Annotated in this window: 16 protein-coding genes and 1 pseudogene; 10 read left to right on the top strand and 7 right to left on the bottom strand. The window is 62.5% G+C overall.

What is annotated here, in order from left to right:
- Nucleotides 1-20: 20 nt before the first annotated feature.
- Genes P5W99_RS25395 through P5W99_RS25385 form a run of 3 tightly spaced genes read right to left on the bottom strand, consistent with a single transcriptional unit; the run spans nucleotide 21 to nucleotide 3,179 of the window.
- Nucleotides 21-770 carry an electron transfer flavoprotein subunit beta/FixA family protein gene (locus P5W99_RS25395; RefSeq protein ID WP_421027646.1) on the bottom strand — a complete coding sequence of 250 codons (750 nt, stop codon included), beginning with the start codon at nucleotides 768-770 and terminating at the stop codon, nucleotides 21-23.
- Between the two features lie 26 nt (nucleotides 771-796).
- Nucleotides 797-1,936: an acyl-CoA dehydrogenase family protein gene (locus tag P5W99_RS25390; protein ID WP_421028031.1), complete on the bottom strand. Its 1,140-nt coding sequence runs from the start codon at nucleotides 1,934-1,936 to the stop codon at nucleotides 797-799.
- On the bottom strand, nucleotides 1,929-3,179 hold the full coding sequence (locus P5W99_RS25385; RefSeq protein WP_421027645.1) for a CaiB/BaiF CoA transferase family protein: 1,251 nt from the start codon (nucleotides 3,177-3,179) through the stop codon (nucleotides 1,929-1,931). Before P5W99_RS25385 ends, P5W99_RS25390 begins: the two co-directional genes overlap by 8 nt.
- A gap of 108 nt (nucleotides 3,180-3,287) precedes the next feature.
- On the opposite strand from P5W99_RS25385, the gene P5W99_RS25380 reads away from it, so the two are divergent.
- From P5W99_RS25380 to P5W99_RS25370, 3 genes are all read left to right on the top strand, one after another.
- Nucleotides 3,288-4,199, top strand: a complete 912-nt coding sequence (locus P5W99_RS25380) for a LysR family transcriptional regulator (protein ID WP_421027644.1) — start codon at nucleotides 3,288-3,290, stop codon at nucleotides 4,197-4,199.
- Between the two features lie 487 nt (nucleotides 4,200-4,686).
- The gene (locus P5W99_RS25375) at nucleotides 4,687-5,307 is read left to right on the top strand and encodes a carbonic anhydrase (RefSeq protein WP_434664878.1); all 621 of its coding nucleotides are present in this window, start codon (nucleotides 4,687-4,689) and stop codon (nucleotides 5,305-5,307) included.
- A gap of 113 nt (nucleotides 5,308-5,420) precedes the next feature.
- Nucleotides 5,421-6,986, top strand: coding sequence for a SulP family inorganic anion transporter (locus P5W99_RS25370; protein WP_421028030.1), 1,566 nt, complete (start codon nucleotides 5,421-5,423; stop codon nucleotides 6,984-6,986).
- 367 nt (nucleotides 6,987-7,353) lie between these two features.
- On the opposite strand, the gene P5W99_RS25365 is transcribed toward P5W99_RS25370, so the two are convergent.
- On the bottom strand, nucleotides 7,354-8,544 hold the full coding sequence (locus P5W99_RS25365; RefSeq protein WP_421027642.1) for a GGDEF domain-containing protein: 1,191 nt from the start codon (nucleotides 8,542-8,544) through the stop codon (nucleotides 7,354-7,356).
- Nucleotides 8,545-9,105: 561 nt separating this feature from the next.
- Between P5W99_RS25365 and P5W99_RS25360 the strand changes: the two genes are divergently transcribed.
- The gene (locus P5W99_RS25360; RefSeq protein ID WP_434664876.1) at nucleotides 9,106-9,426 is read left to right on the top strand and encodes a hypothetical protein; all 321 of its coding nucleotides are present in this window, start codon (nucleotides 9,106-9,108) and stop codon (nucleotides 9,424-9,426) included.
- Nucleotides 9,427-9,553: 127 nt separating this feature from the next.
- Nucleotides 9,554-10,720, top strand: coding sequence for an N-methyl-L-tryptophan oxidase (gene solA, locus P5W99_RS25355; protein ID WP_434664874.1), 1,167 nt, complete (start codon nucleotides 9,554-9,556; stop codon nucleotides 10,718-10,720).
- A 209-nt stretch (nucleotides 10,721-10,929) separates the two neighbouring features.
- Here solA and P5W99_RS25350 read toward each other — a convergent pair whose 3' ends face one another.
- The gene (locus P5W99_RS25350) at nucleotides 10,930-12,408 is read right to left on the bottom strand and encodes a sensor domain-containing diguanylate cyclase (RefSeq protein ID WP_421027639.1); all 1,479 of its coding nucleotides are present in this window, start codon (nucleotides 12,406-12,408) and stop codon (nucleotides 10,930-10,932) included.
- Nucleotides 12,409-12,643: 235 nt separating this feature from the next.
- Between P5W99_RS25350 and P5W99_RS25345 the strand changes: the two genes are divergently transcribed.
- The 5 genes and pseudogenes from P5W99_RS25345 to P5W99_RS25325 all read left to right on the top strand — a co-directional run bounded on the left by P5W99_RS25345 (nucleotide 12,644) and on the right by P5W99_RS25325 (nucleotide 17,620).
- A complete protein-coding gene (locus P5W99_RS25345) occupies nucleotides 12,644-12,997 on the top strand; it encodes a HigA family addiction module antitoxin (protein ID WP_421027638.1) in 354 nt (117 codons plus the stop codon).
- Entirely contained in the window at nucleotides 12,987-14,501 is a 1,515-nt protein-coding gene (locus P5W99_RS25340) for an ATPase domain-containing protein (RefSeq protein WP_421027637.1), read from the top strand. Before P5W99_RS25345 ends, P5W99_RS25340 begins: the two co-directional genes overlap by 11 nt.
- Nucleotides 14,502-14,520: 19 nt before the next feature.
- Nucleotides 14,521-16,548 carry a hybrid sensor histidine kinase/response regulator gene (locus tag P5W99_RS25335; protein WP_421027636.1) on the top strand — a complete coding sequence of 676 codons (2,028 nt, stop codon included), beginning with the start codon at nucleotides 14,521-14,523 and terminating at the stop codon, nucleotides 16,546-16,548.
- A 113-nt stretch (nucleotides 16,549-16,661) separates the two neighbouring features.
- Nucleotides 16,662-16,891: pseudogene (locus P5W99_RS25330) on the top strand (transposase); the annotation flags it as partial.
- A gap of 156 nt (nucleotides 16,892-17,047) precedes the next feature.
- Nucleotides 17,048-17,620 carry a thioredoxin family protein gene (locus tag P5W99_RS25325; protein ID WP_421027635.1) on the top strand — a complete coding sequence of 191 codons (573 nt, stop codon included), beginning with the start codon at nucleotides 17,048-17,050 and terminating at the stop codon, nucleotides 17,618-17,620.
- A gap of 76 nt (nucleotides 17,621-17,696) precedes the next feature.
- On the opposite strand, the gene P5W99_RS25320 is transcribed toward P5W99_RS25325, so the two are convergent.
- Both P5W99_RS25320 and P5W99_RS25315 read right to left on the bottom strand, forming a co-directional pair.
- A complete protein-coding gene (locus tag P5W99_RS25320) occupies nucleotides 17,697-18,725 on the bottom strand; it encodes an alpha/beta fold hydrolase (protein ID WP_421027634.1) in 1,029 nt (342 codons plus the stop codon).
- Nucleotides 18,726-18,919: 194 nt separating this feature from the next.
- Nucleotides 18,920-20,023, bottom strand: coding sequence for a sn-glycerol-3-phosphate import ATP-binding protein UgpC (locus P5W99_RS25315; RefSeq protein ID WP_421027633.1), 1,104 nt, complete (start codon nucleotides 20,021-20,023; stop codon nucleotides 18,920-18,922).
- Nucleotides 20,024-20,062: the final 39 nt, after the last annotated feature.

Here is a 20,062-nt window from a genome sequence, read left to right as displayed (position 1 = left end):
GCTCTGTATCCGTGGTTTGCTCAAAGCACCTTGGCTTCGGTTTTCAGCTTCGCCACCAGCGCCTTCACGTCCGGCACCACCACACCGGCGGCGCGCTTCGGCGGCTCGCTGACTTTCAGTGTCTTCAGGCGCGGCGCGACGTCCACGCCGAGGTCTTCCGGCTTGATCGTTTCCAGCGGCTTCTTTTTCGCCTTCATGATGTTCGGCAGCGTCACGTAGCGCGGCTCGTTCAAGCGCAGATCCGTCGTGACCACGGCCGGCAGCTTCAGCGACAGCGTCTCGGCGCCGCCGTCCACTTCGCGCGACACGCTTGCCTTGCCATCCGCCACCACAACCTTCGACGCGAACGTTGCCTGCGGCAGGTTGGCCAGCGCGGCCAGCATCTGGCCGGTCTGGTTCGAATCGTCGTCGATGGCCTGTTTGCCCAGGATGACCAGCGAAGGCTGTTCCCTGTCGACCAGCGCCTTCATCAGCTTGGCCACCGCCAGCGGCTGCAGGTCTTCATTCGACTCGATCAGGATGGCGCGGTCCGCGCCGATCGCGAGCGCGGTGCGCAGGGTCTCCTGCGCCTGCGTCACGCCTGCCGACACGGCGATCACTTCGGTCGCCACGCCCGCTTCCTTCAGGCGTACCGCCTCTTCCACGGCGATTTCGTCGAACGGGTTCATCGACATCTTTACGTTCGCAATGTCGACGCCAGTGCCGTCGAGCCTCACGCCGACTTTGATATTGGCATCGACAACGCGTTTGACCGCCACTAGCACTTTCATTTTCGCCCTCCGTCCATTGACCGTCGTTACGCCAGAATCGACCGCGCAATCACCGTGCGCTGAATTTCCGACGACCCTTCGTAAATACGCAGAATCCGCGCGTCGCGCACGAGCCGCTCGACGCGCATCTCGCGCGTGAATCCATAGCCGCCGTGTATCTGCAGCGCCGCGTCGGTGACGAACGCCACCATCTCCGACGCGTAGAGCTTCGCCATCGAAGCCGCATCGGTGAACGGCTCGCCCGCCGCGCGCCGCGTCGCCGCCTGAAGCGTCAGGAGCCACGCTGCTTCCAGTTGCGTTTTCATGTCGGCAAATTTCCATTGCAAGCCTTGTTTCGCTGCAAGGGGCTCGCCGTTGACGTGGCGCGTCTTCGCCCATTCCATCGCGTCGCCAAGTGCCGCTTCTGCAATGCCGAGGCTGGTCGCCGCCACATCCAGGCGGCTGTTGTCGAGCACTTTCATCGCCGTGCGAAAGCCGGTGCCTTCTTCGCCCAGCCGGTTTGCCGCCGGCACATAGCAATCGAGCGCGACCTCGTGCGCCGGTGCGCCCCGAATGCCCATCAGCATTTCAGCCGACGACACCGACACGCCAGGCGTATCGGCATCCACAACGAACGCGCTGATACCGCGCGTCCCGAGCTCCATCGCGGTCTTCGCGTAGACCACGATAAATTGCGCCGCCCCGGCGTTCGAAATGAAGTGCTTCACACCGCGCAGCCTGTAGCCATCACCATCACGCACCGCCTGGGTCGTCATGCCAGCCGGATTCGAACCGGCTTGCGGCTCGGTCAACGCGAACGCGCCGAGCTTGACGCCCGTCGCCGCGTCGGGCAGATAGCGTGCGCGCAACGCATCGTCGCCACCGATCAGGATCGAATCAGTGGCGAGGTAGTGGGCGCCAATCATCGACGAAGTCGACGCGCACGCGCGCGCAATCTCTGCCAATGCAAGAATGATCGCTGCGGGCGAGGCGCCAATGCCACCCCAGCGCTCAGGCAGGTTCATGCTCATCACGCCCAGATCGGCAAGCGCCGGCACATAGCGCGTAGTGGAAATCTCGTCGCGGTCCACCTGCGCCGCGTGCGGCGCCAACTCTGCGTGCGCAAAGCGACGGATCGCCTCGGCAATCTCGAGATCGGCCGCGGTGACACCCATTCGTTTAAGCATCATTCATCTCCTGAATCGTTTCGTTTGGCATGCTTAAGGTTTTGTCGACACCCAGTACGCCGGCGGCGCACAGCGCATCGATGTGGGTTGCGTCGACGCCGAGCTGCCGCTGCAGCACGGCCAGCGTGTGCTCGCCCAGGCGCGGCGCACGCGTCGTGCGCGTGGCGGGCCAGGCCGAGAACTGGACCGGCTGCCTCGGCAGGCGCATGGTGCCCCCGCCGCTGGACGGCGTCTCGACCAGCAGGCCACGCTCGCGCGCTTGCTCGCTCTCCAGCGCGTCTCTGATGTTCTGGATCGGTGCGACAGGAATGCCCGCCTCGCTCAGTAGCGCATTCACCTCGTCGATGCTACGGATTCCAGACCACGCTTCGATGCACGCACGCAACACCGCTTCGTTTTCGCAGCGCGCCGCGTCGTTCGCAAAGCGTGCATCGTCGACCAGCGCGGGTTGGCCAAGCGCGTGCGCGAAGCGCTCGAAAAGACGATTGTTGAGCACCGCCACGACAAAATAGCCGTCCTTCGCGCGATAGGCCCCGAACGGCGCCGACGACGGGTGCCGGTTGCCTACGCGCTGCGGCGCGATGCCGGTCGTCGCATAACGCGCGACCTGCGCGGCAGTCAGGCTAAGCGTCGCATCGAACATCGCCACGTCTACGTGCGTACCCTTGCCGGTGCGCTCGCGCGCTAGCAGCGCTGCGAGCACGCCCCACGAAGCGAAGATGCCGCTCACGACGTCCGAGACCGAATCGCCGACAAGCGTTGGTGCGCCATCGGGCAAACCGGTCGCGTCCATCAGTCCGCACATCGCTTGCAGAATGATGTCGTAGGCGGGCCGATGCGATTCCGGTCCGGTCTGGCCGAAACCCGAGACGCTTGCATACACGAGCGCGGGATTGTGCGCGGCGAGCTGCGCATAGTCGATGCCGAGACGCTCGGCCACGCCGGGGCGGAAGTTCTCGACAACGACATCGGCCTGCGCGCAAAGCGCCTGCGCCAGCGCGCGGCCTTCGTCGCGCTTCAAATCGATCACGACGCTTTGCTTGTTGCGGTTCATCGCACTGAAAAGACCGCTCTCTCCTCCAGAAAACGGGCCGATTGCGCGGTAGTCGTCGCCGCCGGGCGGCTCGATCTTGATGACTTCGGCGCCCAGGTCGCCGAGCAGCGCGGAACATAGCGGGCCCGCGAGCACGCGGGAAAAATCGATCACACGAATGCCGTCGAGCGGCAGCGCGAGCAGTGTCACAGCGTCTTCCTCCAGAACAGCCGGCCAATTCGGCGGGTGAATTAATTCTCGGCTTTGGAGGCAATAAGATAAAATACTGGAATAAATTAACCGCTATATGAAAATCGTATGGCCCTATCGCTCAGGCTGCTGCGCTACTTCGTTACGGCCGCGGAAACCGGCAGCACGACCGCTGCGGCGAAACAGTTGAACGTGTCGCAGCCTTCAATCTCAGTGGCGATCCGTGAGCTGGAAGCGCTGTTCGACGCGCCGCTCTTCGCGCGCGGCGCAGGCACCGGCATGACGCTTACGCATTTCGGACAACGAAAGCTGGCCGAGGCGCGCCACCTGCTCGCCTCGGCATTGGCGTTCGCCACCGACGACGTTGGCGAAGGCGACGGCGGCCTCGTTCAGATCGGCGTGTTCCGCACGATCGCGCCGGTTTATCTGCCGCGTGTGCTCAAGCTCGCGCAGGCGCGCTTTCCGGGTCTCACCGTGCAGTTCCGCGAAGGTGACCTGGCGCAACTCGATGAGTGGCTGCGCAAGCGCCAGATCGATCTCGCACTCATGTACGACGTGGGCTTGCCCGGGGACATCGAGCGCGAGTGCCTCGCCGAACTCAAGCCGTACGCGCTCTTGCCCTACGCGTCATCGCTCGCGAAGCGCCGGCGCGCGATCTCGCTGCACGAACTCGCGGAGCAGCCATTCATCCAGATCGACCTGCCGCAGAGCCGCGACTTTCTGATGGCCCCATTCTGGCAGCACGGCCTGTCGCCCAACGTGCAGTATCGGGCGACGTCCATTGAACTCGTGCGCGCGATGGTGGCAAGCGGGCTGGGCGTGTCCCTGCTAATTACGCAAAGTCCCGCGGCCGAGAAGACGCCGCTCGTTGCCGAGCGGCCGATACGTGAAGCCACCGTGATTCAGCCGCTCGTGATTGCACGACCCGCGCGTGTGCCGCACACGCGAGCCTCGGAACTGCTCACCGCCTGCGTGCGCGACGCGGTGACTGAAGCAACGCGCGAGCGGGTCGGAAAATGATCGATGTGGGCATCAAGCGTCGTCCGCATTAATTCCGTCACCGTTGCGCCCATCATTGGGTCATCCATTGAAAGGCCATCCGGCATCACGGCCGGCATCAGGGCCAGCCGTATGTGAAGGCGCCTCCTCAAGATTTGCCGAGCGGCTGGCAGGCAGGGAAAGCACGCACAGATAGCGCCATCGGCAAACCAGACGCACCACATGCCCACCACCGCATAGCGTTCGTGGGTTTCAGCAGATATGCATACGCTTGCCAACCGCGCCAAAGCGCGCCCTGCCCTCTTCGACAGGGCGCCACAGCAAGATTGTTCCCGATGGTCGTTAGCCGCCGCTAATTTCCCGCGTACTCGCGCAAACACGGCCAATCTGCCTTTTTATATTCACTGCGCATGGTTTCGATTTATTTTTCGCGGGCGTCCAGTTTTTTTCTGGTAGAAAGCAATACGTAAGAATTGAGCGGAGCCGCCGCTCATTGGAGCCTCGACCCATGAATCTTCCGAAACGCATGCTCGTAGCCAACGTCGCCTGGGCGCAGGAAATTGCCCGACGCGACCCGCAGTTCTTCAGCGCGCTAGCCGCCGGGCAGAAGCCGCAAGTGCTCTGGATTGGCTGTTCCGATAGCCGCGTACCGGCCGAAAGCGTCACCCACTGTGCACCAGGCGACCTCTTCGTCCACCGAAACATCGCCAACCTGTTCCACCCCGACGACGACAACAACATGAGCGTGCTTGAATATGCGGTGCGCGTACTCCGGGTCGCACACATTATTGTCTGCGGCCATTACGGATGCGGCGGCGTACGCGCCTCGCTGCTCCCACCCGCCGGCGCTCTGCCGCACGTGAACCGGCGCATCAAGCCGCTTTGCGCGCTCGCGCAGACGCATCGCGCGGCCCTCGAACGCCTGCCGTCGGAAGAAGCTCGCATCAACCATCTTGCCGAACTCAACGTGATCGAGCAGGTGCGCCTGCTGCGCGAGCATCCACTCGTGCGTGAGAGCGAACCCGCACCGCTCGTGCACGGATGGATCTTTTCGCTCAGCGACGGCCAGTTGCGCGAACTCGCTTCGGGCTACGATGCGACAACAACGTTGGCAATCGCGGCAAGCTGATCATTCATTCTGAATTGCGTGTCCCCTTCAGGCGTGCGTCGGCCGTCGTGGCCCGGCACTTGCACAAAGCACGCACTCGCGTTTCCCACCCGTCTCTTCTTCCTGCTTCCGTCATGACTTCAAGAGCTTCTCTGTCCGCGCTTGCGCGCGACTTCGCTGCGGGCACCGTCGTCTTTCTCGTCGCGCTACCCTTGTGTCTCGGCATCGCAAGAGCCTCCGGCGCCGAGCCATTAGCCGGTCTCGTTTCTGGTATTGTCGGCGGCATCGTCGTCGCCGCGCTCAGCGGTTCGCGCTTGAGTGTGAGCGGCCCCGCCGCGGGACTCGTTGTGATCGTCGTGGATGGCATCGCACGCCTTGGCGGCTTCTCCGCATTTCTGCTCGCGGTGCTGCTTTCGGGCGTCATACAGTTCGGCTTTGGAATGCTGAGAGCCGGCCGGCTCGCCTCCTATGTGCCCACGCCCGTTATCAAAGGCATGCTCGCCGCAATCGGTCTGCTGCTGGTCGTGAAGCAAATCCCGCTCGCACTGGGACTTGCGTCAGCGCCCCGCACCGAATCATTCCTGGCTGCACTTCAGTCGATTTCTCCCATCGCATGCATCGTTGCTGCGCTTTCGCTCGCCATCCTCGCGGCGTGGGAAACACGTGCCCTGCGACGCTTTTCGCTCGTGCGGCTCGTGCCTGCACCGCTTGCCGTTGTGGTTGCCGGCGTAAGTGTCACAGTGGTTTGCGGCGCGCTCGGGCCTACGTTTGCGCTCCCGGTCGAACACCGTGTGGCGCTGCCTGCAATCGGGTCGTTAGCGGCACTGGGCGACGCCCTGAAATTTGGCGACTTTGAGTTGAGCTTCGCACTTCTCGCCTCTCCGGAGATCTGGATCGTGGCGTTGACCTTGGCCGTCGTTGCAAGTCTCGAGACCTTGTTGAGTCTCGAAGCCGTCGAGCAGATCGACCCGCTGCGACGCACGGCACCGCCAGACCGCGAACTGAAGGCGCAAGGCGTCGGCAATTTCATCGCGGGCGCCGTTGGAGGATTGCCAATTACATCGGTCATCGTACGCAGTTCGGCAAACGTGCACGCCGGTGCGCAAAGCCGGCTCTCAGCAATCGTGCACGGCGTGCTGCTGCTTGTCAGCGTGTTCGCCCTCACCGATGTCATCAACCTGATTCCGCTCGCAAGCCTGGCCGCAATTCTGATACATACAGGCGTCAAGCTCGCCAAACCCTCGCTATTCGTCGGACTCGCGAAACAGGGCGCAGCGCCGTTCGCGCCGTTCATTGTGACTGTCACTGGTGTCCTTGCCACCGATCTGCTTACCGGGATCATGCTTGGCGTGCTCTGCAGCGTCGGGCTGGCACTGTGGGCGAACCTGCATCGGCCGATTGCGCTCGCGCAGCACGACGACCATTTTCTGCTCTCGTTTCGCAAGGATGTGTCGTTCCTCGGCAAGGTGCCGCTCAAGCAGATGCTCACCCGCATTCCTGACCGTGCCACGGTAATCGTCGACACCACGCGTGCCGACTTCATTGATCACGACGTCCGTGAGTTGCTCGAGCGTTTCTTCGCCGACGCGAAGCAACGCTCGATAGTGGTCGAGATGCGGCATGCAGCACACGTGCCCCCTCCTGTGACTCGGACATGGAGGTCGACCCCGGACCTCGCGGCCGAGGCCCGCTCAAACTGAAGAGAGAAAGCACGCCCCGCCTTCAAGTTCCGCCAGGGGCGCATTGAACCTGCCGCGATTCGGGCCAGACGGCTGCGTGACCCTCGGCCAAGGCTTTCTGCCGGGCGCGGTGGGGTTCACGTAGCGCAGCGGGCGATCGGTAGGCATGGGCATCGAGCATGTCCCCCGCGCACAGATCGCACAAGGCAAGCCCGGATATCGCAATGCAGCGAAGCTGCACCGCTTTAACGCGGTGAATGACGCATTGAAAGCCGCCGGCGTTCAATACCACGCCCATTGGGCGCTCATGCTGCGCGCGCTCGCGCACAAGCCGCGCACGCATGTATTTGGCGGAGCGCCCGAAATGTCCGGGAGATTCCGGATGACGCTAACCGCTACCGTCCCGCACCCTCACGAACTCCAGCGTATCGAGTTCGTCCGTCTCGGGCGCCACCACGACGCGATTGCGGCCTGCCGCTTTCGCCATGTAGAGTGCCGCGTCTGCCCGCGCCATTGCGCTCTCCAGCGTATCGCCAGGCAAGATCTCGCTGACCCCGACGCTGAACGTGCAGCGCACGCCATCGTCAGGCGATTGTTCGGCAACAAGCCGAAGTGCGTTGGCCATTCGCGCGGCATCGGTTTTGCGGGTATCTGCAAACAAGATCGCGAACTCTTCGCCGCCCAGCCGTCCCAAAAGATCGCACGACCGCAGCCCGTCGGACACCACCGATGCGACGCGCGCAAGAACACGATCACCGACTGCATGGCCAAAGCCGTCGTTGACGGCCTTGAAATTGTCGACGTCGAGGATCGCGATGGACAGCCGCCTGGACTTTTCCTGCGCCTCGGAAAGCAGCAGGTTCGCCCTGGACATGAACGCGCGCCGCATGAGTACGCCCGTCAGTTCGTCGATGGTCGCGAGTTTTTCCATCCTTCGGGCGAGCTGATCGTGTGCGAGCATCACCATGCCGATCGACATGCACGGTAACGTGACAACCGCCAGTCCGAGCAGCAGAACGTTCCAGAGCGACAGTTGCAGGAATGTAGTGGGCGGCACGACACCGGACGCTGCCGCAACGATCCGCGCGATGTGTACCAACGCGCCAAGGTAAGCCGCTGCAGCCAGGAATCGATGCGCGTAGCGCGTGCCGTCCCTCGGCGCGTGACGCAGGGCCAACGTACCCACGGTGATGCGTCCATACGCAAACACAATGGATGCCAGCGTGACCCTTGCATGGAGATCAGGCGATACGCACGTAAAGTACGCCAGCGCTACAACGACGATCACGATCGCCACTGACTCGTCACGACGTACAGGACTAAGGCCGAAAAACTGACGCATGCCCTGAACAAGCAGCATCACGGCGCCCAGCGTAAGGAGCAGGACGCCCAGGATTGCGCCCGGACCAGGCTGATTGCCGACGACCAACACCCATGACGAAGCCGAAGCCAATAGCGCGTAAGCGAAACACCAACGACCAACTCCCGCCACGGCTGTCCGAAGCAGCGAACCCAGGATGGCAACGCTCATCAGGCAAGATACGATCAAGATGCCGAACAAGGCGATGGCGCTGAGCATGAAATTGGGCTGGCAATGAAAAGGAAGGGCGGCCTGAAATAAGAAAGCCGGCAGTCAATCGTTGAAAGCAAAACGAAAAACAAGAGTCGCGCAACGCTGGCACGCGCCTAATGCGTATCGTATCCCACGCGGGGTTGGATGAATACGAGCAGATATGGAAGGAAACCGATTCCGGCGAGCCTCCGCACTGAGAGAACATAAAGCGCCTCTTCCTCAATCGACGAGGACGTGCGCCACGCGCGGATATTCGACATGGGCGGCAGGCTTTGACCTTCGAATCGTGCAAAATCTGGCGCTTTGTCTGGAAAAGCGACGACTGTTCACATACTTACGCATCCGTCGCCTGCGCAAGAACTGCGAGGTCGCGCAGCCTTGCCACGCCGGACGTGCGTGAGCCTGGCGCCAACCCGGGCGCGAAACTACATGTGCGCGACTGCACGGTAATGCAGCGCGCGCTGCACCAACATCGACGCTGGCAGAACGCAAAGGGCGGCCATGGCGCGACCGGGGAAGACGGAGCTCGTGACCGCGGATTCCGAAAACACAACCGAGGATTGAGCGATGAGCGACCAGATTCTGGCAGCACTGATGAACGCCCCGAAGTGGGGGCAACTGTTTCGGCACATCGACGGCGGCATCTACCGCTTCGCGGGGTTGGCGCAGCACGCCCACGACAACTCACTGTTATATCTCTACTACCACGTCTGGCCGTTCGAGCGCCCGGCGATACCGTGGGCACGCCACTCAGACCAGTGGGGCTCGCACTTCACGCCCATCACTGAGCAGGACCTGGCGGAAGCCATGCGGCAGGACCGCATGCAAGCCCAGCAGGCCGTGCGCGGCGTCGATACCGACTCGCCCCGCGCGCCTGAGACACTCTAGATCACCGGCCGCCGCGCTCGACCGGCAACCACTAATCGACGACAATGATCGACGACCATGAAATGCGCTCCGCCCTCGCGGCGGGAACCGCTTGCTGCCTCACTCTTCGACACGACATACATCCCTGATGCCCTCTCTGCACGTCAACGCGCGCGCCTTCGACACAATCATCATCGGCGCTGGCTCGATGGGCATGGCTGCCGGGTATTACCTCGCCAAAGCCGGCAACCGGGTGCTCATGCTCGACGCCGGCGATCCGCCTCATGACATTGGTTCGCATCATGGAAGCACGCGCCTTATCCGTCATGCCTACGGAGAGGGTGCCGCTTATGTCCCGCTGGCGTTGCGGGCGCAGCAGCTCTGGACCGAACTGGAGCTCGAGACGGCTACTCCCCTCTTCGTGCGCACCGGTGTGGCCAACATCGGTCTGCCCGGCGACCACTTTCTGGATGAGGTCAGGCAAAGCGCCATCCGGTACGGGCTGACGCTGGAGACACTCGACGGCGCCGAGGCACGCAACCGATGGCCAGCATGGCGACTTTCCGAAGAGCATATCGTTCACTTCGAACCCGACGCTGGCGTGCTGTATTGCGAACGTGCGCTCAGCGCTTACCGGACACTCGCTTCCATGCATGGCGCGGCGCTGCGTACGAATGTGACGGTCAGCGGCATCGAATGGCGTGCGCCGGACAGCGTCGATGTCGTGACGCGCGAGGGAGAACGGTACTCCGCGCAAGCGCTCATCGTGTGTGCGGGCAAATGGACGCGTACGTTGCTGGCCCCGCTAGGCATGGCGCTTCCTGTGACTCGCGTACGCAAGAGCTTCGCCTGGTTCGAGCCCGCGCCGGACTTCGGCCCGGATCGTTTCCCCGGCTTCGCGGTCACATCGGCGACCGGCCAGTTCTACGGCTTCCCCGACCTGGGCGGCGAGGGACTCAAGCTCGGCAGGCATGACGGGGGACAGCACATCGCGGCAGACGCAGAGCTCAACCCGTTCGGGTCCGAACCGACCGATCTCGGTGATCTGCGGGCCTTCCTGCAGCAATTCCTGCCGGGAGCCGGAGCGCTTCGAACGGGAAGGATCTGCGAGTACGACGTCACACCGGACGAGCATTTCATCATCGATACCGTGCCTGCCTGCCCGAACGTCCTGGTCGCAACCGGCTTTTCCGGACACGGATTCAAGTTTGCCAGCGCTATCGGCGAGGCACTGGCCGAGCGCCTCACACAAGGTGTGAGCCGTGCGGATTTATCGCTTTTCTCATTCGATCGCTTCACTGGCGGCCCTGCATAACAACCGTAGCTGTCACCAACTACATGGGCAGCCTGAAGCGGTCCAATCGGACTTCCGCAGCGCTCGAACTAACCATACTATCGCGCGAAATCAGGCGATTCCTGGCGAACAGGTGGCGGCCGCTTCGCATGCGATCAGTTCAGCTTCGATTCGATCCGGTCCTTGGAGTCGGCCCCGCCGCCTGCGTGATGCCCTTCACCGCCCATGGGTCAGGAGGTCGTCTGGAACGAAGCAATCTTGTTCCGGCCGGTTGTCTTCGCGTCATACAACGCCTCGTCGGCCGCCTTGATCACCGCGCCGGCGTCGCCATCCTCTTCCGGCGTCCAGCTAGCCATTCCGATGCTGGCAGTCACGCGCCCATACTCGCTGCTCACGTGCTCGATGGCGAGTCCGCTGATCGCGGCCCGGATTTTCTCCGCGATCGCAAAGGCCCCGGTCATTGACGTGTTGGGCAGCAACACGACAAACTCCTCCCCGCCATAGCGGGCAGCGATATCGCCCGGACGGCGGATGCTCTCGCCGATGCACCGCGCGACGGCTGCCAGCGCATCGTCCCCTGCCTGGTGACCATACGTGTCGTTGTACGCCTTGAAGCGGTCGACATCGACAAACAACAGCGAAAACACGCTGCGTGCGCGACGCGCCCTGCGCCATTCCTGTTCGAGGATCTCGCCGAACGTGCGGCGGTTGTTGAGTCCGGTGAGACCATCGGTCCGGGCCAGCAGCACCAGTTCCGATTCTGCCCGCATGCGGCGACGCAACTGGACGCTCAGTAGCACGGACAGCGCAATAAGTGCTGCGCCAAACGCTGCCACCAGCAGGCCAATCGTCAGGGCGCGATGACGCCACGCTGCATAGATATCCTGTTCGGCTTCCGCGACCATGATGATCAATGGCAGATTCGGCAGGTTCTTGAAGTAGTAAAGCCGTCGAACGCCATCAATCGATGCCGTCTCGATAAACGTCCCTTCCGACGCGGACACAAAACGACGGAAGGTGCTCGCCTTGCTGATATCTCGCCCGGGAATGCGCGGGTCGTACGGCTGGCGCATGACCATGATGCCGTCCTTGCCAATCAACGACATCGAGCCATGCGGGCCTAGCGACAGGCCGGAGAACAGGCTGTGAAAATACTCGAGATTGATCGCCAGCAGCACAATGCCGGCAAACGTGCCGTCCGGATGCGAGAGTCGTCGCGACAGGGCGATGCTGGGTGTGCCGTTGCGTAGTCGCGAGTCGTACGGATCGCTAACATAGAGACCGACGTTCGGATTGTCGCGCTGGACCGTGAAGGATTTGCGGTCGGCAAAGTTGCCCTTGCGCGGCACGTCGTTGGCCGAATCCAGCACGATGTTGCCGGCGGCATCCATCACCAGCATCGAGCCGAGAAATTTGGCTGTCATCGCGTGATCGAACAGCACATCATGCCGCAAGTGCGGCGGCAACGCCATCACGTCCGCCCTTTGCAGCCCTTGTGCCACCTCCTGCAGCGACAGATCATAAAGCTCAAAGTTGCGCTCGATGTCGCGCTCGGCGACGAGACCGAGATTGCGCGAGGTTTCGCTCGCCCGGTCAAGCGCATCCTGCCGGCTTTGCAGCAACTGCAAGACGCAAAGGCCGACTAGCGCGCAGGCGATCAGGATGCCACCCACCACGATGGCGTAAGGGGCTGTTTCCCGAGTCTTCATTGTCTTTTACGGGCGGGGGAGCCTATGTGGCACTGGTTTCCGCATACTAAAAAGAGCGCGCCCAGGGTGCAAGCGGCTTCTCACCACGGAATAACGGTTCAAAACGGCCCGACCTTGAGGGGGCCACATCAGTCAACAGCAAACCAGGCGGCACCAGCTTCCCGCACGATTCCCGCTGCATGCCTTCGGGTTCGCGAATTGCTTCCGTCACGTGGCACTTTACAGGAGAGTCGGAATGCCAACTGGCCAACTTCCCGCCGGGGTCGTCCAGGCGCCCCATCCGGGGACGATTTTGCGTGACTGCGTGCTGCCAGGATTGAGTTTGACCATCAGTCAGGCCGCGCGGGAACTGGGCGTTTCGCGCCAATCCCTGCACCGCCTGCTCGGCGGCACGTCAGCGTTCACCCCGGGAACGGCTGCCCGTCTCGCGAGACTGTCCGGTGTGCCTTCGATGTATTGGCTACATCTGCAGTGCGAGTACGACCTTGAGCGCGCCCAGGTTTCGCTGGTGAACGTCCTCCCCGCGATACCGCGGCACCGTCTTTCCCCGGAAATCCTTAAACAGCTGGGAGCGATTGATGAACGCTGAGACGGAATGCGTGCGCAAAGCCCGGACCGGCGTCCCCGGGCTCGACGATGTTCTGATCGGGGGCTTCACTGAAGGACACCTTTTTCTTCTGGAGGGTGCTCCCGGGACCGGCAAGACGACAATCGCCCTGCGATTCGTCCTTACCGGTGCGCAAGCGGGCGAGCCGGGCCTCTACATCACCCTCTCCGAAACGGAAAAGGAATTGCGCAATGGCGCCCTCTCGCACGGATGGCGTCTGGGCGAGAACATCGAGGTGTTCGAGGTGACTCCCCCGGAGAGCCTGGTTGATGCCAACCAGCAGCAGAGTCTGCTGTACTCGTCCGACCTGGAACTGGGCGAGACCATCAAGGCAATCCTGGGCGCATTCGAACGCGTCAAGCCACGACGCGTTGTCCTCGACAGCCTGTCCGAGATTCGTCTGCTCGCCCAAAGCTCCCTGCGTTACCGCCGACAGGTCCTGGCCTTGAAGCACTATTTTTCGCGGTACGGCGCAACGGTTCTGTTGCTCGACGATTTGAGCTCGGAGGCTACCGATAGAACTGTCCATAGCATCGCCCACGGCGTTATCAAGCTGGATGAACTCGCGCTGGACTATGGAGCCGAGCGGCGCAGGCTGAAAATCTCGAAGTACCGTGGCCAGGCTTACCGCGGCGGCTATCACGACTTTGCGATCAGAACGGGGGGCGTTCGCATCTTCCCGCGCCTCGTCGCCGCCGAACATCGCAGCCGGCTCGCGCGAGAGAGCGTCAGCAGTGGCGTCGCGCAACTCGATACGCTGCTCGGCGGCGGCGTGGAACAGGGGTCCAGTACGCTGATTCTTGGGCCCGCCGGGGCGGGCAAATCGACCTTCGCGCTGCAGTTTGTGTGCGCGGCGCTTGAGCGTGGCGAAAAAGCCGCCCTGTTCGTCTTTGACGAGGAACTGGGGCTGCTGTTCGATCGCACCCGAAAGATGGGATTCGACCTGGAGACCATGTTCGAGGCGGGCAACCTGCACATCGCTCAGGTGGACGCGGCGGAGATGTCTCCCGGAGAGTTTGCCTGCAGCGTGCGCGCCGCCGTCGATGAGGCGCAGGCTAAAACGGTGGTGATCGACAGCCTCAATGGCTATCAGGCAGCCATGCCAGAAGAAAACGCGCTTGTGGTTCACATCCACGAGTTGCTGCAATATCTGAACCGCCAGGGTGCGACCACCTTCCTCACCGTTGCGCAGCATGGCCTGGTCGGCGACATGAAGGCCCCGGTGGAAGTCACCTACCTCGCGGATACGGTCATCCTCCTGCGCTACTTCGAGGCGCTTGGCCGGGTGCGCCGCGCGGTGTCCGTGATCAAGAAGCGCACCGGTCGCCACGAAGAAACGATCCGCGAGTTTCGCATCGGCCAGGGCGGGCTGACAGTGGGCGCCCCTCTAGAAGAATTCCAGGGCGTATTGCACGGCGTGCCGTCGTTCGTCGGAAACATCGGACCGCTGCTGAACCCCGGGCTCACTGGCGATGGCAACGTCTAAGCGAAATGGCTGTCCTGCGTTGATCCTGGCGCCGCTCGGGCGAGATGCAGCCGTCGCGGCTACCCTTTTGCAACAGTCCGGGATTGAGTCGATTGTTTGCCAGGATCTGCCGCAATTCGCAGCGCTGCTGGGCGACGGAGTCTGCTCTGCGGTCGTGACCGAAGAGGCACTGCGCGGCGCCGATCTCGCTGCCGTCACGGCCTGGGTGGCGGGGCAACCGAGCTGGTCGGATTTCCCGTTTATCGTCCTGACGCAGCACGGCGGATTTTCTGATCCGTACCCTGGCGCGGAAAGCCTCTCGAAGCGGCTCGGCAACGTCATCTTTCTCGAACGCCCGTTTCACCCGATGACATTTATCAGCGTGGTGCGAACCGCACAACGAGGACGTTCCCGGCAATACGAAGCGCGTTCCCTAATTGAAGAGCTGCACGAAGGTGAGGCACGACTGCGGACGGCGCTGACCGCGGGCCAGCTTGGCGCGTGGGAACTGGACCTGCCCATGTTCAGGTTGAGCGCGTCCGCAGCCTGCAGGGCCGTATTCGGCCGGCCGCCGGGCCGGTCCTTTACCTATGGAGACCTGGAGGCGAGCGTTCACAGCGACGACCGGGCCCGGGTGCGCGAGGCCGTGCGTCAGAGCATGGGGACGGGCTGTGACCTCGCTTGCGAATGCCGCAACTTTTGGCCTGACGGCACGCTCCATTGGGGGGAGCTTCGAGCCCGGCTAGTGCGTGACAGAACGAATAACGCCATGCGTCTCGTTGGCGTCTGCTCCGACGTCACCGCAAGAAAAACCGCTGAAGAACACCTGCGGCGCCTCAATGAGACGCTTGAAGCGAAGGTGCTCGAGCGCACGGCGCAACTCGAGCGCGCACATGAGGCCGTCCTCGAGGAAGCCCGCCAGCGCGAGCGCACGGAAGAAGCGCTGCGCCAGGTTCAAAAAATGGAAATGATCGGGCAGCTGACGGGTGGCGTGGCCCACGACTTCAATAATCTGCTCATGGCGGTGATGGGCAACCTCGAACTATTACGCAAGCAACTTTCCGGGGAAAGGATCGTGCGCCTGATCGATGGTGCGCTTCGGGGCGCACAGCGCGGCGCGTCACTGACCCAGCGTCTGCTCGCATTCGCCAGGCAGCAAGACCTCCGGATAGAACCGAGTAACTTGTCCAGCCTGATTCGTGGAATGACCGACCTGCTCGAGCGTTCTGTGGGGCCGGGCATCGAACTGAAGTTCGGGTTGCCCGACCAGTTGCCACTCACGCTTGTCGATGCCAACCAGATCGAACTTGCTCTCCTCAATCTGGTCGTCAATGCGCGTGACGCGATGCCTGACGGCGGGACGATCATGGTCCGCGTCGACGCGGTTTCGTCAACCGGTTGCGTGGATCTCACCGGGGGCGACTATGTGCGCGTCATCGTGAGCGATACCGGGTGTGGAATGGATGCGGAAACGCTCTCCAGGGCCACCGAGCCTTTTTTCACGACGAAGGAAGTCGGCAAAGGCACGGGACTCGGCCTTTCCATGATCCATGGCCTGGCGCGCCAGTTGAACGGCGCGTTACGGCTCAACAGCGAGGCCGGCCACGGCACACAGGCTGAGCTGTGGCTGCCGGTCACCTCGCGGGCGCCCTGCGCGCCGGAGCCCCCCGAAAGGGCCTCTCAGGAAAGTGCGCAGCTTGCTGGGCGCGCCACCATTTTGCTCGTAGACGATGATGCGCTGATCTCGACGAGTACCGCATATCTGCTCGAAGACCTGGGGCACGAGGTCATCGGCGCCAATTCGGGCGAGGATGCGCTGGACGTCCTCAGGAACGAGCAGAAAGTGGACCTTCTCATCACCGATTACTCAATGCCCAAAATGAATGGCGCGCAGCTGGCGCGCGCTGCACGTGAGCTAAGACCCGGTCTCCCGGTTCTCATCGCCACAGGATACGCAGATCTGCCACAGAACACGAACATGGATATTCCACGGCTGCGCAAACCTTATCAGCAGAAGCAGCTCATAGCGGAGATTGCCAAAGCGCTGTCCTTCGCACGATCTCGCTAACCTCATCAAGCGTGCAGGCCTCTCGCGACGTGAGGGATTCATGGCATGGATGGTCAACACTCCAGCGCCCGGCCCTGCCCCCTTCTTGATGAAGTTCTCCTCGCCTTTGAACCATACATGCTGAGTCCCAGAGCGACGCCACGAACTACACCGCTGAGTTCAAGGTAGCCGCCGTGCAACGAGTCAAGGACGGACAAGGCCTGAGCGCCGTATCCCGGGAATTGGGTATGTCGATGCACTCCCTGCGCAACGGGCTGAAGGCCTCCGGGCCGGCAAGCTCAATGGTCCGGGGGCGAAAGTCGTTACGGCGGAGCAAATGGAGCTCTCGCGGCGGCGAGCGGAGTACGGGTTGGGCATCGCGACCGCACATGCGAGGTTGTATCGCGATGTATCTGGCGCGCTCCGCGACACACGCTGTTTCGTGGGCGAGCGGGCCAGACATCTGCCCGATACACGTGCACCCCACTATGGTCGAACACTTCATCAAGGAGACGTCCCCATGTTCGATCGACTGAAGATTGCGGCGGCCCTCGCCACGTTCGCCGGGCTGGCCGCCACTGGTGCCTGGGCGGCTTTTGCATCCGACCCGAATCCCGAGTCCGAACCGGCGCCCGTGCAAACCGGCGCGATCGCGCCCGACTTCACTGGCACCGGCGCGTGGCTCAACAGCGTGCCGCTCGACCTCAAGCAATTGCGCGGCAAGGTGGTATTAGTCGAATTCTGGACGTTCGATTGCATCAACTGCGCGCACACGCTGCCCTATGTGAAGGACTGGTACGCCCGCTATCACGACAAGGGGCTAGTGGTGATTGGCGTGCATACGCCCGAATATCCGTTCGAGCGCGACACGGGCAATCTGAAGAAAGCCATTGCGCGGTTCGGCATTCAGTATCCGGTCGTTCAGGACAACCAATATGCGACGTGGAATGCGTATGGGAACCAGTATTGGCCCGCGCTTTATCTCATCGATAAAAGCGGCAAGGTGGCTTACAAGCGCGTTGGCGAGGGGCGCTACGACGAGACCGAGCGGACGATTCGGGATCTGCTGGGAGTGGATGGCAAACACGGGTGATACGTTATTCTGAAAGAAAAAGCACCGGCAACGGTGCTTTTTTTACATCCTTACGAATAATCGCGACGAACCCACATCACAAATGCGTCACTTGCAAAATAGCTTCGGCAAATGCCTTGGGTGCTTCCTGCGGCAAGTCATGACCAATGCCGCCGGCAATATCGCGGTGGACATACTTGCCCGTAAACTTCTTCGCATAAGCGGCCGGTTGCGGATGCGGCGCGCCATTGGCATCGCCTTCGAGGGTAATCGTGGGCACCGAAATAGTGGGTGCGGTGGCCAGTTTCTGCTCGATGCTGTCGTATTTCGATTCACCCTGTGCGAGGCCGAGACGCCACCGATAATTGTGGACGACGACCGCCACGTGATCCGGATTCTCGAACGCCGCAGCTGAGCGCGCGTAGGTCGCATCGTCGAAATTCCATTTGGGCGACGCCAGTTTCCAGATCAGCTTGTTGAATGCTTCACGGTTTTCCGCGTAACCCCGCTCGCCGCGTTCGGTCGCGAAATAATACTGATACCACCACTGAAGCTCCGCCTCCGGCGGCAGTGGCTTCTTGTTCGCCGCCTGGCTGCCGATCAGGTAGCCGCTCACCGAAACCAGCCCCTTGACCCGTTCGGGCCACAGCGCGGCGATGATGTTGGCCGTGCGCGCCCCCCAGTCGTAGCCGCCAAGCACGGCCTGATCGATCTTCAGGGCATCCATCAGCGCGACGATGTCGACGGCGGTCGCGGCCTGCTGCCCGTTGCGCGGCGTATCCGCTGAGAGAAAGCGCGTCGATCCGTAGCCGCGCAGATATGGCACGATCACGCGATAGCCTGCCCCCGCGAGCAGCGGCGCGACCTCGGCATAGCTATGGATATCGTATGGCCAGCCGTGCAACAGCAACACCGGAATGCCGTTCTCCGGCCCCACCTGCGCGTAGCCTACGTTGAGCACGCCGGCATCGATCTGCTGGATCGGCCCGAATGACACGCCGCTACCCGTGCGCGCGCCCGACGACTGCGCGCGCGCAATGCTGCTCATACCGAGTTCCGCGAGGCTGACGCTCGCCAGCGCGGTGCCAAGAAGGCGGCGACGGCGGACATTGACGGGATCTGACATGACTCACTTCTCCTTTTTGATGGTGTTAGAGGGCTGCAACGGATTTATAGCCGAGTCATAAGAGAACGTTGTATGCCAATGTATCTGCCTTATCTCTGTACACACAACGAATCAATAACGCCACGTTCAAGACCTGCTGGACTTTAAGAGGGCGTTGGAGATTCCAGCCGTAGAAGGCGTATTCGAGTCGCTCGTCACACGCGCAATCCGGTCGCCGAATCGAAGAAGTGCAAATGCTGCGGCTGCCATGCGACGTTGATCCGTTCGCCCGGCTGCGGCCGATGCGCCGCCGGCAGACGCCACACGATTTCCTGATTGCCGAACCGGCCGTGCGCGAGGTTGTCGGCGCCCAGCAGCTCGCACGTTTCGACCTCCACGGCGATCGACCGCAGGCCGGCAGCGGGCGTCATGTGCTCGGCACGCACGCCCAGCGTGTATTCGCCTCCAGGTACCAGCTTGGCGAGAACGGATGGATCCAGCTGAAACGCGCCTCCGTCCGCGCCGATCGGCAGGTGCGGACCGTTGCCCGCGACCTCGAAGCAGCACAGGTCGTTCGAAAGACGCCCTTTCAGCAGGTTCATTGCGGGCGAACCCATGAAGCTCGCGACGAATTCACTCGCTGGCGCCTCGTACACTTGGCTCGGCACGCCGATCTGTTCGATGTGCCCGCCGTTCATCACCACGATCCGCTGCCCGAGCGTCATCGCCTCGACCTGATCGTGCGTCACGTACAGGCTCGTGGTCTTCAGCCGCTGATGCAGCCGCTGAATCTCGAAGCGCATCTGTACGCGCAGCTTTGCGTCGAGGTTCGAGAGCGGCTCGTCGAACAAAAACACCGACGGCTCGCGCACGATCGCGCGCCCCATCGCGACCCGCTGGCGCTGGCCGCCGGAAAGGTCGCGAGGCCGCCGATCGAGCAGTTTGTCCAACTCGAGAATCTTCGCAGCGTTCGCGACGCGCTGCTCGATCAGCCCACGTTCGATGCCGCGGATCTTGAGTCCGTACGCCATGTTCTGCGCGACGCTCATGTGCGGATAGAGCGCGTAATTCTGGAACACCATCGCGATATCGCGGTCCTTGGGCTCCAGCGTGTTGACGACGCGATCGCCGATGGAGATCGTGCCGCCAGTCAGGCTCTCGAGCCCGGCGACCATCCGCAGCAATGTGGACTTTCCGCAACCCGAAGGGCCGACGAGGACCACGAACTCGCCATCGGCCACATCGAGGCTGACCGAGTGGAGCACCGTGTGCTTGCCGTCATAGCTCTTGTGCACGGCGTCGAGTGTCAGGGCCGCCATGCGTCGCCCTCCAGCGTCGATCGAACCATTGGAACGTCT

Source organism: Paraburkholderia sp. A3BS-1L, from assembly GCF_051125215.1.
Classification (GTDB): Bacteria; Pseudomonadota; Gammaproteobacteria; order Burkholderiales; family Burkholderiaceae; genus Paraburkholderia.
The sequence above is the reverse complement of the archived record's forward strand: the minus strand, read 5'-3'. Positions and strand labels throughout refer to the sequence as shown.